The sequence below is a fragment of the Sinomonas sp. genome (assembly GCF_051955515.1).
In the GTDB taxonomy this organism is placed as follows: Bacteria; Actinomycetota; Actinomycetes; order Actinomycetales; family Micrococcaceae; genus Sinomonas.
In genome coordinates, this window is the sequence record NZ_JBQCGQ010000310.1 from 1 (window position 1) to 14,785 (window position 14,785).

Here is a 14,785-nt window from a genome sequence, read left to right on the forward strand (position 1 = left end):
CCGCCAGGCGGGCCCTTCTTCCAGTCCTCGTTCCGTCTCGGTTCGTCCTGCGCCTCCACCAGTCCTCGGCGATGGCTCTGGGTAACCGTGAGGCGTAGACACTGACGTGGATGATGATGAGCACCAGCCAGGCCAGGAAGCTGATCACGTGGATCCTGAGAAGGAGCTCCGGAGCCGGGCCAGTGGCGGCGAGGGCTATGCCGCTGCCGATCACGGCAAGGGTGGAGACAAGCAGAAGCGGTGAGAGCACCCGCATCGCGGGCCGGGGCGGTCCCTTGCGCCGGTACGCAGGATGGCGGGCGTAGTAGCGCAGGAATCGCCAGCCGGTGCTCGCGGTCTTCACCGCCACGGGGCCAATGAGCAGCACGCCGACGAAGAAGTGGGCTGGCATCAGGCCGCGCAGCAGGATCACGGTGACGGTCTCCACCGCGAATAGCACCAGCAGCACAGCCCCGGTCAACGCCGTCAAGCGCTCATTGCCAAGAACTCCGACGTCGTCCTGGGCCCGGTCTTCCGGATCCTTGCCTGAGGAAGGTGAAGTCATCATGACGATTTCCCCCGCCGTTAGGCCGTGATGTCTCGAAGCGGGAGGACGAGGGCGGTGGCACCGATGAAGGAGGCGATCCACAGTCGCGCCCTGCACGCCCGCGCGAGCAGCCCGGCGTCCTCCGCGCCCAGGAGGCCCAGCAGCCTGCTGGGGGCGAGCGCCCTCTCCGTCTCCATCGAACGAGCCTAGCCGTTACGCGGCCCGCGCCGGATATCGACGTGGATGGTGAGGGGACTCCTTAGATGGGGAGCGGCGAGCCGGGAAACAGAAAAGCCCCTCTCTCATTCACGTTTCCGCAATTGGGAGAGGGGCTTCGGTGGAGCCTCCCAGCGGGATCGAACCGCTGACCTTCTCATTACGAGTGAGACGCTCTACCGTCTGAGCTAGGGAGGCAATCAGGCCGTCCGCCAGAGCGAACCACCGAGTGAATACTCTACTGGAGCCGCGTCGGCCGGGTCAAAACGGGCTAGGCGATCCGGCCCAGATACTCGACCGTGTACGCCACCGCCGCCGAGAACAGCCGCCACGAGCGGTAGTGCGCAGAGTCCACGTAGGCGCTGCCACCGATCCCTCGGAGGCAAGCCAGCGTGCTCTGGCGGCCGCCGGGGCGCTCCGGATAGACCACAATGTCCACCGTTCCGATGGTTCCCAGCGCAAGTCTGGCGCCGTCGCCCCGCAAAGCAGCCCGCAGCTGCCTGCTGACTTGCAGTCTTTCCAGTGCGGATGTCCCCGTCACCCTCAGCTCCCCATATCGTGTGGCCGCCCGCGTGGTAGCCGCCACCCTCAGCGTGGTGGTGGCACGGGAGGGAAACAAGCGCATTCCGCCATATGACACGAATTGCCCCCGGAGTTTTTTCTCACCTTTCCGCGCAGCGCTGTTCACTCCCCGTACTCGGCGAATTCAGGGCGACGTCGGCACACCGTGCCAGCGTGGGAATTCAGGCGCCGGAATGTCCGGCGCCTGAGAGAACCCGGGGAGTCGTCCGTGAGCGTGCCGAACCTGCCGCCCGTCGTTGCGAGCAGTGTCCGCCTTGCTGTGCTGGACATGAATGGCACCACCGTGGTCGATGGCGGCGCGGCGGAGCGGGCGGTGGCGGAGGCGCTCGCCTCTTTCGGGATCGAGGGCGATCGCCTCGGAGCGGCCCTGGAGATTTCGCGCCAGAGCGCCGGGCTCGATCGCACCCGGGTCTTCGAGCAGCTTTTCCCGGACGACGCCGCTACGGCCCGCGCTGCCTCGCGCACCTTCGCTGCGGCGTACGACCGCATGATCGTCGGCGGCTGCGTCGAACCCGTCCCCGGAGCCGAAGACACTGTGCATGAGCTGCGCGAGCGGGGGATTCTGGTGTGCTTGGCCACCGGCTTCGGACGCCACACGCAGAACAGCGTCCTCGAGGCCCTCGGCTGGATGGGACTCGCGGACCTGTCCCTTTGCTCTGAGGACGCCGGCCGCGGCCGCCCCTTCCCCGACATGGTCCTTACCGCGGTCCTCGCGCTCGACGTCGACGACGTCCGCCAGGTTCTCGTCGCGGGTGACACAACGGCGGACATCACCTCCGCCCTCCGTGCGGGCGCCGGGACAGCCATCGGCGTGCTCACCGGTGCTCAGAGCGAGGGCGAGCTCCGAGCGGCGGGCGCGACCGCCGTCGTGCGCTCAGTCGCGGACCTGCCGGGCCTGCTGCCGATCTAGCAGCGAGTCCCGTCCTTCGGGACCGTGCCGTCGACGAGGAAGCCATCCACGGCCTTGTCGATGCAGGACGAGCCGCGCCCGTAGGCCGTGTGGCCCTCGCCGTTGAACGTCAGCAGCGAGGCGTTGCCGAGTTCGCTCCGGAGCGACTGCGCCCACGGATATGGGGTGGCCGGGTCCCCCGTGGTCCCGACGACGAGGATCGTGCTCCCGCCGGTGTAGTGAGCCGGCGCGGGCGTCCTTACGGGCTTCGTCGGCCAGTCTCGGCAATTGACCCCGCCATAGGCGAAGAAGTCCCCGAAGGTGGGGGAGGCCTGGTGCAGCTGGTCGGCCTCGTTGCGCATGCTCGTCGTGTCGCTGGGAGTGTTGTAGTCGAGGCAGTTGTACGCCATGAAGGCGTAGGTGCTGTTCGACGAATACGTGCCGTTCGAGTCCCGATCGGCGGCGAGGTCGGCGAGCCGCAGCATCGCGGTCCCGTCCCCGCGGAAGGCGCTCGTGAGGGCCTGCGTCAGCACGGGCCAGTTCGTGTTGTTATACAGCGGGAGGATGAAGCCGTTCACGAAATCGGTGCCGGGCAGCACTCGGCCTTCCGTGGTCGGCATCGGCTGCTCCTTGACCGACTGGAGGAGCGCCTGGATCTGGATGATTGCATCATTTTCGTTGCCGCTCATCGGGCAGCCCGACTTCGAGATGCAGGACCGCACGTAGGCGTGGAGCGCGTCCTCGAAGCCCTTCGCCTGGCCGACCGTCACCTGGGTGGAATCCAGAGCGGGGTCAAGCGCGCCGTCGAGCGCGAACCGCCCCACGCGATCCGGGAAGAGGCCGGCGTAGGTCGAGCCGAGCAGGGTCCCGTAGGAGAAGCCGGCGTAGTTCAGCTTGGACTGCCCCATCGCCACCGCTCGGATGATGTCCATGTCCTTGGCCGAGCTGATCGTGTCCGTGTGGGCGAGGACCGGGCCGGTATTGGCCTTGCACGCGTCGATGAGCTTCAGTTGCTCCGCGAACGCCTCCTCGAGACCGGCATCGGTCGAATAGTCGGGGTTCTGCTGGCGCCGGGCGTCCTCTTGGGGCCCGTCGAAGCAGGTGACGGGAGCTGACCGCTTGACGCCTCGGGGATCCCAGCCGATCAGGTTGTACGCGCTCCGAAGCTTGTCCGAGAACATGGTGGTGCCCGCGTCACGGACGAGGTCGATCGCCGAGACGCCCGGACCACCCGGGTTCACGAGCAGGTTGGAGGACGCGTTCTTGCCCTTCAGCCGCGCGACGGCGAGCTGGATCGTCTCGCCCCCGGGCTTGGAGTAGTCGACCGGGACCGTGACCTTGGTGCACTCGAGGTTGTTCTCGCAGGAGGACCACTCGACCTTCTGCTGGTAGAACTTCTCCAGCTCCGGGGGAGCGCCCGCCGTGGCCGACGTGTCCGTGTCCGGAGTCGGCCCGGAGCCGGGGCTCAGGAACGGCGTGCAGCCCGTGAGCACCAGGGCGAGCGCGGCCAGTCCGGAGACGACGGCGACGACGGCGGCACGCAGCCGCGCGGTGCCTGCGGCAGGCAGGGGGGCACCCTGTCTCGGGGCGGGCATCGTCAAAGGGCTCTTCTCCTCAGATCAGGCTTGCTGCCATGGCCTCGACCGCGAGGAGCGGGGCCACATTGGTCGTCGTGATGCGTTCTCTGGTCGTGTTAACCGCGTCCATCCGCGCCAAAGTTACGTCCGGCGTCGATTTCGACGCGAAGTCGGCGATCTCGTTGGCGAGCTCGGTGTTCACGAGCTCCACGGTCCCACCGAGCTGGATCATGAGCACGTCGCGATAGAACGAGAGCAGATCCGTGAGCGTGCGGTCGAGCGAGTCCGTCACCGAGCGCTTCGCGCGCCGCTTCTGGTCTTCCTCGAGCTGCCTCACCTGCGCGCGGAGGCTGGGCGGCAGCTTGTCGTCGGGCGAGAGGCCAAGGGTCGCGAAGAGGCGTGAGCGCTCCTCGGCGTCGCGTTCCTCGTTCGAGGTCGCTGCCTCGTCGGTCGCGATCTTCACGATCTGTTCCGCGAGGTTCACGGCCTGCGAGACGGTGGACAGCGTGAGCGGCAGGCGGACGGTCGCTGACCGCCGTTCACGCGCTGCGGCGTCGTGGACCAGCCTGCGGGCGATGCCGATATGGCTCTGGGCTGAGCGCGCCGCCTGCAGCGCGAGATCGGGATCGGCGCCGTCGCGCTCCACGAGGAGCGCAGCGACGTCCGTGACCGGCGGGAGCCGGAGGCTCACCGGCCGGCACCGAGAGCGGATCGTCACGAGGACGTCGGCGGGCGATGGCGCGCAGAGCATCCAGATCGTCCGAGGAGTAGGCTCCTCGATCGCTTTGAGCAGCACGTTCGTGGTGCGCTCGGCCATGCGGTCGGCATCCTCGACGACCACGATGCGCCAGCGTCCAGTCGAGGGGCGATCGCCGGACTTGGCCACGAGCTCCCGCGCCTCATCGATGGTGATCGTGATCTTCTCCGTGCGCACGAACGTGACATCGCTGTGCGTTTCAGCGAGGACCGTGCGGCACCCGCTGCACACCCCGCAGCCCCGGGCTGTCACGTCGTCGACCTCGCAGTTGAGTGCCGCGGCGAAGGCCTTGGCCGCCGTCGACCGCCCGGATCCGGGCGGACCCGTGAAGAGCCAGGCATGGGTGAGCCCCTCCCCGGCGGCTGCACGGCGCAACTGCTCGACGACGGGCGACTGCCCCACGAGCTGCTCCCAGACGCTCATCGGCGCTCGCCGACGCTGGGAGGAACGGCAGCGGGAGGAACGACGGCGGTTCTCGCCTCGAGCGCGCCGAGCACCGCCGTCAGGATCTCCTCGGCCAGCCCCACAGGATCCTGCCGGCCGTCAAGGACCAGGTACGCGTCCGGCCGCGCCGACGCAAGATCGAGGAAGGCTGCCCGGACCTCGCGGTGGAACGCGTCCGGCTCCGACTCGAGACGATCCTCGCCCACCTCATGCGCGGCGCGGCGGGCGCGGCCCTCGGATTCGTCGACGTCGAGCAGGACGGTGAGATCGGGCCAGAGGCCGCCCGTGGCCCATTCGTTGAGCCCGCGGACGGCGTCAGGGCCGAGTCCTCGCCCCACTCCCTGGTAGACGATCGAGGACCCGATATACCGGTCTGTCACCACCACGTCTCCGCGCGCGAGAGCAGGCTCAATGGCCTGGGCGACGTGGGCCGCCCGCGCCGCCGCGAAGATGAGCGCCTCGGTCCTCGGATCGATCTCCCCTTGGCCGTGATCGAGCACGAGGGAGCGGAGCTTCTCGCCGATGGGAGTGCCGCCCGGCTCTCGCGTGAGCAGCACCCCAAGGCCCGCCGAGCGCAGGGACGCCGCGAGGAGCCGCGCCTGCGTCGACTTGCCGGCGCCGTCGCCTCCTTCGAACGCGACGAAGAGACCCCGTGCCGGGGTAACGGGGGAGAAGGTCACCCACCCAGCCTACCGATACGGGGTCGATTCCCGCTCGAAAGTGCGTGCGTATGTGGATAACGGGTTGGCCGGGGCGCTCGGGGGTAAGCCAGCACTGAGCGCGTCCGCAGTCAGGCAGGGACGTTCCACGAGCAAAGATCCGAAAGGGAACCGCTTGAGCGCGATGCGAGAGCAGCAGCCGGTCAAGGACGCGCCTGGGTGGCGCACCTGGCTGAGGGCCTTGGGCCCCGGGGTGATCACGGGATCAGCCAACGATGACCCGTCAGCTGTCGCGACGTTCGTCCAGGCCGGGGCTCTGTACGGCTACGGCATGGTCTGGACGGCGCCGGTGGTGCTGCCGCTCATGGTCACTGTCCAGGAGATGAGCGACCGCACGGCGACCGCCACCGGAGAGAGCCTGGGAGCGCTGGTCCGGCGGCGCTTCGGTCCGGTGGGGCGCTTCCTGACGGCGGTGCTCCTTGCCTGCCTCCTCGTGGCCAACGTCGTCAATGTCGCCGCGGACCTCATGGCAGTGGGCCAGGGGATGCAGCTCCTGGGGCTCGGGCTTCCGCAGGTGTGGGCTCCGGTCGCGGGCATTGCCGTCGGCATCTTGCTCGTCACTGGGTCCTACCGCACCGTGGCCCGCGTCTTCACCTGGCTCTGTCTGGCCCTGCTCGCCTACGTCGCCGTTGTGTTCATCGCCGGAGTCCACTGGAACGAGGTGCTCGCGGGCCTCACCTTCCAGCGGCTCTCGCCCGAGCCTCAATTCTGGGGACTTCTCGCCGCCGTCTTCGGCACCTCCGTCTCGCCGTACCTGTTCTTCTGGGAGAGCGGGCAGCGCATCGAGGAGCTCCGGCTGATGCCTGAAGGCGGCGAGAACCCGCTCGCCGACCCCGATCTTCCGGACGGGCTCGCGCAGCGCCGCCGTCGCCAGCAGAAGATCGACGTGGTAGCCGGGATGACGGTTTCCACTCTCGTGATGTTCGCCATCATCGTGGCCACCGGCGCTACCCTGGGGCAGCAGCACCAGGACGTCAACACCGCGGCCGAGGCGGCGAAGGCTCTCCAGCCACTGGCCGGGCCGCTCGCGGGCGCCATCTTTGCCCTCGGGTTCATCGGGGCGGGCCTGCTCGGCGTGCCGGTGCTGGCCTCGTCTGCGTGCATCGGCCTCACCGGGCTCACAGGCCGAGACTGGGGGTTCGACCGCAGCCCGCGGAAGGCACCGCTGTTCTACGGTCTGCTGATCGTCGGTCTCGTGGTCGCCACCGTCGTGTCCATGCTCTCGACGGACGCGATCGGCATGCTCGTCCTGTCCGCGACGCTCAACGCCATCGCGGCCGCCCCGTTCCTCGTGGTCCTCCTGCTCATCGCGGGGAGCAAGCGCATCATGGGCGAGCGTCGCAACAGCCCACTCTCGAACGTGGTCGGCTGGTTCACCGCCGTGATCATGGCGGTAGCGGGCGCTTTCGCCATCTGGTCCCAGTTCGCGCATTAACCTAGGGGAATGACCGACCCTAGGGGAATGACCAGCGCCTCCCAAACCGACTCCGCCGTGTCCGAGTTCAGCTTCCCGCACCTCGACGCCGAAGCCCTCTCGGCGCTTTCGCCAGAGACTCTCGCGGTCGCCGCGGGCCGCCCGGAGCGCGATCACGACAGTCCGGTGAACCCCAGCGTCGTCTTCTCCTCGACGTTCGTAGGTCTCGGCGCCGTGGGTGAGGGGGCGCGCGGCTACGCCCGGTATTCAAACCCCACCTGGGAGCCGTTCGAGGAGGCGGTCGCGCGTCTCGAGGGGACGGACGTCCCAGCCCTGCTCTTCTCCTCGGGCATGGGCGCTGTCGCGGCGGCCCTCAGCCTGGTCCCGGTCGGCGGCGTGCTCGTGGCACCGGCCCATTCCTATTCGGGAACCCTCGGCCTCGCGCAGAGCAAGGGCGAGCGCGGCGAGCTCGAGCTCCGCTCCGTCGACATCGCCGAGACGGACGCGGTGGTCGCCGCGCTCGACGGCGCCGACCTCCTGTGGGTCGAGAGTCCCACCAACCCGATGATGGAGGTGGCCGACCTGCCTGCGCTGGTGGCCGCGGCCCGCGCGGCCGGGGCACTCGTCGTCGTCGACAACACGTTCAGCACGCCCCTCGGCCAGCGGCCGCTCGCGGTGGGGGCCGACGTCGTCGTGCATTCCGCCACGAAGTACCTCGCCGGGCATTCGGACGTCCTCCTCGGCCTCGCGGTCACGGACGATGACGAGCTGCGCGCGAAGCTCCTCGCTCACCGCACGCTTCACGGCGCCATCGCCGGACCCATGGAGGCTTGGCTCGGCCTTCGCGGCCTCCGCACCCTCGCCCTGCGGGTCGAGCGCTCGCAGGCGACGGCGGGCGAACTCGCGCGGCGCCTCGAGGGCCACCCCGCCGTCCGCCGCACGCGCTATCCCGGCCTCGTCTCCGATCCGGGCCACGCGCGCGCGGCCGCCCAGTTCGACGGCTTCGGCTCGATCATCAGCCTCGAGCTCGACGACGCCGCAGCGGCCGACGCGTTCGTCGCCTCCCTCGCGCTGTGGCTTCCTGCGACGTCGCTGGGAGGCGTCGAGTCGACGATTGAGCGGCGGCGCAGGCACACCGCCGAGCCGCTGACCGTGCCCGAGGGACTGGTCCGGCTGAGCGTCGGGATCGAGAATGTCGAGGACCTGTGGGCGGACCTCGCGCAGGGACTCGACGCGCTTCTGTAGGCTGGAGCTGTGAGCGGCCGATTTCTCATTGCCTACATCGACATCATCGTCGGGTACGTCATCTCTTTCCTGTGCCTGGCGATCTCGCTGTGGGCCTTCATCGACTGCACCACGCGCAAGGGCCCGGCGTTCGAGGCCGGCTTCAAGCGCACGAAGGGCTTCTGGCTCGCCGTGACCGGCGCGGCCGCGTTCGTCGGCCTCCTCTCCATCATCAGCCCAATCAGCCCCATGTTCGGGCCGAGTCTCTTCAACCTCGCCGCCGTGACCGCAGCCGGGATCTACCTGGCCGACGTGCGGCCCTCCGTCTCGTCCCGCTGAGCGGGTGGTCCAGAAGGCGAGCCCCATCCGGGCCACGCGCGGCGGTCCCGTAGGGAACGTCACGCGCGGGACCACGAACCCCAACCGGATGCGCCGCGTGGACCGCTGGATCACGGGGGCGCAGGCCCGCAGGCTCCGGTCGTTCCCCACCTCGCCGCTCGCCGTCGACCTCGGCTACGGAGCGTCGCCAGCCACCGCCGTCGAGCTCTTCGAGCGCCTGCGGACCGTGCGGGCGGACTTCCGCCTCGTGGGGGTCGAGATCGAGCCGAGCCGAGTCGAGGCCGCGAAGCCCCTGGAGCGCGAGGGTCTCGAGTTCCGCCTCGGCGGCTTCGAACTGCCGGTCGACGGGGCTCCAGCCCTGGTCCGCGCGTTCAACGTCCTCCGGCAGTACGAGGAGGACGACGTTCCCGCCATTTGGGATCTCGTCCGCTCCCGGCTTGCGCCGGGTGGCCTGTTCGTCGAGGGGACGTGCGACGAAATCGGGCGCCGCGCCGCTTGGGTAGCGCTCGACGGCGAGGGCCCCCAGACGCTCTCCGTGGCCCTGCGCTTCGGCTCGTTCGAGCGGCCCTCAGACGTCGCCGAGCGCCTTCCGAAGGCGCTCATCCACCGGAACGTGCCGGGGGAACCCGTCCATGAGTTCCTTCGTGCACTCGACGCCGCATGGCTGTCTGCGGCGCCGCTTGCCTCGTTCGGCAGCCGCCAACGCTGGATCGCGATGGCACGGACGCTTCGCAACGACGGGTGGCCCGTCCGGCACGGCCCGGCTCGGTGGCGGCTGGGGGAGCTGACCGTCGGGTGGGATTCGGTGGCGCCCCGCGTCACGGACTGAGTCGAGCCCGATTCCGCCCGATAGCATGAGTCCATGACTTACACCCTCATCCTGCTGCGCCATGGGCACAGCGAATGGAACGCCAAGAACCTCTTCACGGGCTGGGTCGATGTTGATCTCAACGACCAGGGCCGCGAAGAGGCTCGGCGCGGCGGCGAGCTGCTCGCCGAGAAGGGGCTGCTGCCGGACATCCTCTACACGTCCCGTCTCAAGCGCGCGATCAACACTGCGAACATCGCGCTCGACGAGGCCGACCGCGGATGGATCGACGTCAAGCGCTCCTGGCGCCTCAACGAGCGCCACTACGGCGCGCTGCAGGGCAAGGACAAGGCCCAGACCCTCGCGGAGTTCGGCGAGGAGCAGTTCATGGAGTGGCGCCGCTCGTACGACGTCCCGCCGCCCCCTCTCGCGGACGACTCCGAGTTCTCACAGGTCGGCGACCCCCGTTACGCCGACCTCGGCGACGACATCCCGCGGACCGAGTGCCTCAAGGACGTCCTCGAGCGCCTCCTCCCGTACTGGGAGTCTGAGATCAAGGGCGATCTCACGGCGGGCAAGGTCGTTCTCGTCACCGCGCATGGCAACTCGCTCCGCGCGCTCGTGAAGCACCTCGACGGGATCAGCGACGAGGACATCGCGGGCCTCAACATCCCCACGGGCATCCCGCTCGTCTACGAGCTCGACGAGGGCTTCAAGCCGACCAACGCGGGCGGCACGTACCTCGACCCGGATGCGGCGGCCGCCTCGATCGAGGCCGTCAAGAACCAGGGCAAGAAGTAGAAACAGTTGCGCCGTCGCCTCCACCGGGTGTGCACCCGGCGGCGGCGACGGCGCAATGTTGAGGCTGAGGGGTCAGTTGGACGTCATGTCCCCGTCCCATTCGCCCGTGACGAGGTAGGACACCTTGCGGGCTACCGACACGCCGTGGTCGGCGAAGCGCTCGAAGTAGCGGCTTGCGAGGGCGGCGTCCACGGCAAGGGCGGGAGAGCCAGTCCACGACGGGTCTGCGATCGTGCGGAAGACGCTCGCGTGGAGGTCGTCGATGTCCGCGTTGTCGCCCTGGATCTTCGCGACGAGGGAGAGGTCGTGGGTCGCGAGCAGTTCCGCGACGTGCGCGATGATCTGCTTGTCCAGCTCGGCCATCCGCTCGAAGGTGCGCGTGAGGGGCGCGGGCACGGCACTCTCCGGATAGCGGAGGCGCGCGAGCTGGGCGATGTGGCGCGCGAGGTCGCCCATCCGCTCGAGGGACGCGCTCATGCGCAGGGAGCCCACGAGCGTGCGGAGATCACTCGCGACCGGGCCCTGCAGGGCGAGGATGTCGATCGCCCGCTCATCGAGCGCGGTCTGACGGAAGTCGATGCGCGCGTCCTCTGCGATGACCTCCTGCGCGAGGTCGACGTCCGCGTTCTGGAAGGACTCGACGGCCTTGTCCAGCGCGGCCGCGACGAGCTGGGCGATCTCGACCAGCTCGTCATGGACAGACTTGAGCTCTTCTTGGAATACCTTGCGCACGGCGGTGTCCTCCCGTTCCGTCAGGCTGTGTGGGCGCTCCGACTCGTCACACTCTCAGCGGCAGATGAATAGTTGACTGCCCTTGGGTGAACGATACGTGAACCGGACCGTCGTGGCGGCAAACGCCGGCCGCGGGCCCGGTCGCGAGCCCTAAGCTGGAGGAGTGGATCCTCTCGTCGTCGGCATCGTGGCGGGTCTTCTCGGCCTGTCCTTCGGGGCATTCGGCGTCCTCGCCTTCAGGGCGAGCGAGAGGCAGCGCGACCTCTTGGAGGGGGCCCCGGGGGAAGTGTCCTTCCCGGACGGGGCAGCCGACGTCCTCGCGGTCCTCGGCAAGGCGTTCGTCGTGGTCGACGCAATCGACAGCGTCGTGCGCGCCAGCCCCGCAGCCTACGCGTACGGCCTTGTCCGCGGGCACACCGTCGTCCACCGCGAGCTCCTCCAGATGACGGCGAAGGTGCGGGGGAACGGGGTGGTGATCGAGCAGCAGCTCGAGCTCCCGCGCGGTCCCATCGGCCAGGGCTCCATCATCGTGCAGGTCCGCGCGGCGATGCTCGGCGAGGAATACATCCTGCTCCTGGCGGATGACCGCACGGAGATCACGCGGACGGAACGGATCCGGAACGACTTCGTCGCGAATGTCTCACACGAGCTCAAGACGCCAGTCGGCGCGATCTCCCTCCTCGCGGAGGCGCTCGAGGCCAGTCCGGACGACGAGGATGCCGTCCGCCGCTTTGCCCAGCGCATGCGCAAGGAGTCGAGCCGACTGGCCGCCCTCGTCCAGGACATCATCGAGCTCTCCAGGCTCCAGGGTGCGGACATCGTGCATCAGGGGAAGGACGTCGACCTCAACGAGGTCGTCGCGGAAGCCGTGGACCGCTCGCGGCTCGCTGCCGAGGCGAAGGGGATTTCCGTCGTCGTCGGCGGTTCGAGCCAGCACAAGGTCTTCGGCGACCCGGACCTGCTCGTGAACGCCTTCCGCAATCTCATCGACAACGCGATCCGCTATTCGCCGGCGAACACCAAGGTGGGGATCGGTATCAGGGACAAGGACGGACTTGTCTCAGTGTCGGTCGCGGATCAGGGCGAGGGGCTCAAGCCCGAGGACCAGGACCGGGTGTTCGAGCGCTTCTACCGCGTGGACGCCGCGCGGTCCCGGCAGACGGGCGGCACGGGCCTGGGCCTGAGCATCGTCAAGCACGTGGTGGAGAACCACGGCGGCGAGGTCACTGTGTGGTCGCAGCCTGGCAAGGGGTCGACCTTCACCGTGCGGCTGCCCGAGATGGAGCAGGACCAAGAACGGCAAGACGGGGCCGCACGGCCCCCCGAGCAAGGAGCAATGGCTTGAGCAGGATCCTGATCGTGGAGGACGAAGAGTCGTTCAGCGACCCCCTCTCATTCCTCCTCGGCAAGGAAGGCTATGAGGTGGAGGTCGTGGACAACGGCACCGAGGCGCTCGTGGAGTTCGACCGCAACGGAGCCGATCTTGTGCTGCTCGACCTCCAGCTTCCCGGCACCCCCGGAACCGAGGTGTGCCGCCAGCTCCGGCAGCGCTCGAACGTCCCCGTGATCATGCTGACCGCCAAGGACTCGGAGATCGACAAGGTCGTGGGCCTTGAGCTCGGCGCCGACGACTACGTCACCAAGCCCTACTCCTCCCGTGAACTCGTGGCCCGCGTGCGCGCGGTGCTGCGGCGCCACGGCGAGCCCGAGGAGCTCATCTCCTCGACGGTCCAGGCCGGCCCCGTGCGGATGGACGTCGAACGGCACGTGGTAAGTGTCGACGGCGAGCAGGTGGCCCTTCCGCTCAAGGAGTTCGAGCTCCTCGAGATGCTGCTGCGCAACTCCGGACGCGTGCTCACCCGCGGCCAGCTCATCGATCGCGTATGGGGCTCGGACTACGTGGGCGACACCAAGACGCTCGACGTCCACGTCAAGCGGCTCCGGAGCAAGATCGAGCCTGACCCCTCGAACCCGCGCTACCTCGTCACTGTGCGGGGGCTCGGCTACAAGTTCGAGCCCTGAGCCCCCAACGACTGGCAGAGAACGACGACGGCCGCTCGCCCCAGGTGGGAAGAGCGGCCGTCGTCGTTGGCGTGAGCTCTAGTGGGTCGCCGAGGCAGACGGGGTGGCCGACGCGCTCGAGGATCCGGACGCGCCCGACGACGCCGAGGAGCTCGAGGACGAAGAGGCGCTGGCGGACGGCGTCGGCAGGTACTGCCGGTACTCTTCGAGCGTGCCGTCGAGGACGGGGATCTTCACGGTCTGGTTCGACGAACCCGCCGAGACCTGGACATCCACGAGCGAGCCGGGGACGCCGCCGACGTGGGAGAACGAGACCGGGGTGGACTCTTCGAGGCGGACAGTGCCGTTCTTGGGAACGGTCACCGTGACGGGGCTCGAGTTGGCGGTCGACAGCGAGACCGTGAGGTCCTGGGACGACGTGTTGTACAGGGAGCCGATGAGGCGTCCGGGGGCGTCAGGGCTCGGCGTCGTCGCCGAACCGCTCTTGCCGGAGGAGACGATGAGCACGTTGCGCAGCTGCAGGGAGCCGACGTCGGCGCGAACGCCGTCAGAGGCCGAGTACTGGATGGACGTCTGCTGCGGGTTGATGTATCCGCAGCCGGTGGCCGTCAGCAGGCCCACGCCGAGAGCGGCTGCGAGGGCAACGCGCGCGGCGGGGGTCGAAGCAGTGAAACGCACAGCTCGCTCCTGTAGATGGGTGGAAGAGGTCTGGTCGCCCCTAGCGTAGCCCGAATTTCGACAGATCGTAGATTCCGCGACACCGGCAAGGGTGACGTGAAGCACTTTCTTGATGGTTCGTCAAGCCCTGCCGAGCCTGCCGAGAAACCGCTCTCCCGCGTCATTCCGCCGATCGCGGGGCCTCCCTCGGCCGGGCTGCGGCCTCAACCGTGATAGACTGATTTGCGGGAAAGGGGAATGTCCACATGGTTTTTGAGGTTGGCGAGACGGTTGTTTACCCCCACCACGGTGCAGCCAAGATCGAAGAGATCAAAATGCGCACTATCAAGGGCGAAGAGAAGATGTATCTCAAGCTCAAAGTGGCCCAGGGTGATCTGACGATTGAAGTACCAGCTGAAAACGTGGACCTCGTAGGTGTCCGTGATGTTGTGGGCAAGGAAGGCCTCGAGCATGTGTTCGATGTCCTCCGGGCCGAGTTCACGGAAGAGCCCACGAACTGGTCCCGCCGCTACAAGGCCAATCTCGAGAAGCTCGCCTCCGGCGATGTGATCAAGGTTGCCGAGGTCGTCCGCGACCTGTGGCGTCGCGATCAGGACCGCGGCCTGTCCGCGGGTGAGAAGCGCATGCTGGCCAAGGCTCGGCAGATCCTCATCTCCGAGCTGGCCTTGGCGGAGAAGACGGATGAGGAGCAGGCCGCGAGTGTCCTCGACGAGGTTCTCGCATCCTGAACCCAGGCTCTACGAAGCCCCCGCAGCGTCGCTGCGGGGGCTTTTTGGTGCCCTACCGGGGGCCGCTCGGCCGGTCTCCCCAACTTCATGGCCGTCCTCCCCAACTCTTGTGCCTGCTTCCCCGACTCCTGCTAACAAGCCTCAGCGATGCCACGGCAGGCACGGGGAGCTGCGACGCCGTCGGCCGTACAAGCGGGGAGGACGGCGCAGAACGTGGGGAGGACGGCGCAGAACGTGGGGAGGACGGCAGGACGAACGGAAGGACACGCGTCGGACGTTAGGCTTGACGGCGTGACTTCCCCCAGCGAACCGGCGGCGCTGCCCCCTGA

The 14,785-nt window shown here is 68.4% G+C and carries 17 protein-coding genes and 1 tRNA gene; 9 read left to right on the forward strand and 9 right to left on the reverse strand.

What is annotated here, in order from left to right; translation table 11 throughout:
* From ACTHL9_RS18430 to ACTHL9_RS18445, 4 genes are all read right to left on the reverse strand, one after another.
* Nucleotides 1-547 (reverse strand): hypothetical protein (locus ACTHL9_RS18430; protein ID WP_440520717.1); only part of this gene is annotated, 547 nt, incomplete at its 3' end.
* A 17-nt stretch (nt 548-564) separates the two neighbouring features.
* Entirely contained in the window at nt 565-723 is a 159-nt protein-coding gene (locus ACTHL9_RS18435; RefSeq protein ID WP_440520718.1) for a hypothetical protein, read from the reverse strand.
* Between the two features lie 141 nt (nt 724-864).
* Nucleotides 865-940: transfer RNA gene (locus ACTHL9_RS18440), tRNA-Thr, on the reverse strand.
* Between the two features lie 73 nt (nt 941-1,013).
* A complete protein-coding gene (locus ACTHL9_RS18445; protein WP_440520719.1) occupies nt 1,014-1,283 on the reverse strand; it encodes a hypothetical protein in 270 nt (89 codons plus the stop codon).
* Between the two features lie 249 nt (nt 1,284-1,532).
* On the opposite strand from ACTHL9_RS18445, the gene ACTHL9_RS18450 reads away from it, so the two are divergent.
* Entirely contained in the window at nt 1,533-2,234 is a 702-nt protein-coding gene (locus ACTHL9_RS18450; protein ID WP_440520720.1) for an HAD-IA family hydrolase, read from the forward strand.
* On the opposite strand, the gene ACTHL9_RS18455 is transcribed toward ACTHL9_RS18450, so the two are convergent.
* The 3 genes from ACTHL9_RS18455 to tmk are packed head-to-tail and all read right to left on the reverse strand — an operon-like array spanning nt 2,231 to nt 5,671.
* Complete coding sequence (locus ACTHL9_RS18455) at nt 2,231-3,808, reverse strand: alpha/beta hydrolase (protein ID WP_440520721.1); 1,578 nt, start codon at nt 3,806-3,808, stop codon at nt 2,231-2,233. The two genes, ACTHL9_RS18450 and ACTHL9_RS18455, sit on opposite strands and share 4 nt — an antisense overlap.
* Before the next feature lie 19 nt (nt 3,809-3,827).
* Nucleotides 3,828-4,970, reverse strand: a complete 1,143-nt coding sequence (locus ACTHL9_RS18460; protein ID WP_440520722.1) for a DNA polymerase III subunit delta' — start codon at nt 4,968-4,970, stop codon at nt 3,828-3,830.
* Nucleotides 4,967-5,671: a dTMP kinase gene (tmk, locus tag ACTHL9_RS18465; RefSeq protein WP_440520723.1), complete on the reverse strand. Its 705-nt coding sequence runs from the start codon at nt 5,669-5,671 to the stop codon at nt 4,967-4,969. Before tmk ends, ACTHL9_RS18460 begins: the two co-directional genes overlap by 4 nt.
* Before the next feature lie 163 nt (nt 5,672-5,834).
* Here tmk and ACTHL9_RS18470 point away from each other — a divergent pair, with 163 nt between their 5' ends.
* The 5 genes from ACTHL9_RS18470 to ACTHL9_RS18490 are packed head-to-tail and all read left to right on the forward strand — an operon-like array spanning nt 5,835 to nt 10,296.
* Complete coding sequence (locus ACTHL9_RS18470) at nt 5,835-7,145, forward strand: Nramp family divalent metal transporter (RefSeq protein ID WP_440520731.1); 1,311 nt, start codon at nt 5,835-5,837, stop codon at nt 7,143-7,145.
* Nucleotides 7,146-7,172: 27 nt separating this feature from the next.
* Entirely contained in the window at nt 7,173-8,369 is a 1,197-nt protein-coding gene (locus ACTHL9_RS18475) for a trans-sulfuration enzyme family protein (protein WP_440520724.1), read from the forward strand.
* Between the two features lie 9 nt (nt 8,370-8,378).
* On the forward strand, nt 8,379-8,687 hold the full coding sequence (locus ACTHL9_RS18480) for a DUF2516 family protein (protein WP_440520725.1): 309 nt from the start codon (nt 8,379-8,381) through the stop codon (nt 8,685-8,687).
* Nucleotides 8,688-8,691: 4 nt separating this feature from the next.
* On the forward strand, nt 8,692-9,516 hold the full coding sequence (locus ACTHL9_RS18485) for a class I SAM-dependent methyltransferase (protein ID WP_440520726.1): 825 nt from the start codon (nt 8,692-8,694) through the stop codon (nt 9,514-9,516).
* A 33-nt stretch (nt 9,517-9,549) separates the two neighbouring features.
* Nucleotides 9,550-10,296 carry a phosphoglyceromutase gene (locus ACTHL9_RS18490; protein ID WP_440520727.1) on the forward strand — a complete coding sequence of 249 codons (747 nt, stop codon included), beginning with the start codon at nt 9,550-9,552 and terminating at the stop codon, nt 10,294-10,296.
* Nucleotides 10,297-10,368: 72 nt separating this feature from the next.
* Here ACTHL9_RS18490 and phoU read toward each other — a convergent pair whose 3' ends face one another.
* On the reverse strand, nt 10,369-11,028 hold the full coding sequence (phoU, locus tag ACTHL9_RS18495; RefSeq protein ID WP_440520728.1) for a phosphate signaling complex protein PhoU: 660 nt from the start codon (nt 11,026-11,028) through the stop codon (nt 10,369-10,371).
* A 163-nt stretch (nt 11,029-11,191) separates the two neighbouring features.
* Here phoU and ACTHL9_RS18500 point away from each other — a divergent pair, with 163 nt between their 5' ends.
* Together ACTHL9_RS18500 and ACTHL9_RS18505 are read left to right on the forward strand one after the other, a co-directional pair.
* Nucleotides 11,192-12,373: a sensor histidine kinase gene (locus ACTHL9_RS18500; protein WP_440520729.1), complete on the forward strand. Its 1,182-nt coding sequence runs from the start codon at nt 11,192-11,194 to the stop codon at nt 12,371-12,373.
* Nucleotides 12,370-13,050 (forward strand): response regulator transcription factor, encoded by a 681-nt coding sequence (locus ACTHL9_RS18505; RefSeq protein ID WP_138415592.1) that lies wholly within the window; start codon nt 12,370-12,372, stop codon nt 13,048-13,050. Before ACTHL9_RS18500 ends, ACTHL9_RS18505 begins: the two co-directional genes overlap by 4 nt.
* Before the next feature lie 78 nt (nt 13,051-13,128).
* Here the strand turns inward: ACTHL9_RS18505 and ACTHL9_RS18510 are convergent, their stop codons facing one another.
* Nucleotides 13,129-13,728: a hypothetical protein gene (locus ACTHL9_RS18510; RefSeq protein ID WP_440520730.1), complete on the reverse strand. Its 600-nt coding sequence runs from the start codon at nt 13,726-13,728 to the stop codon at nt 13,129-13,131.
* A gap of 245 nt (nt 13,729-13,973) precedes the next feature.
* Between ACTHL9_RS18510 and ACTHL9_RS18515 the strand changes: the two genes are divergently transcribed.
* Nucleotides 13,974-14,456 (forward strand): CarD family transcriptional regulator, encoded by a 483-nt coding sequence (locus tag ACTHL9_RS18515; protein ID WP_043124850.1) that lies wholly within the window; start codon nt 13,974-13,976, stop codon nt 14,454-14,456.
* Nucleotides 14,457-14,785: the final 329 nt, after the last annotated feature.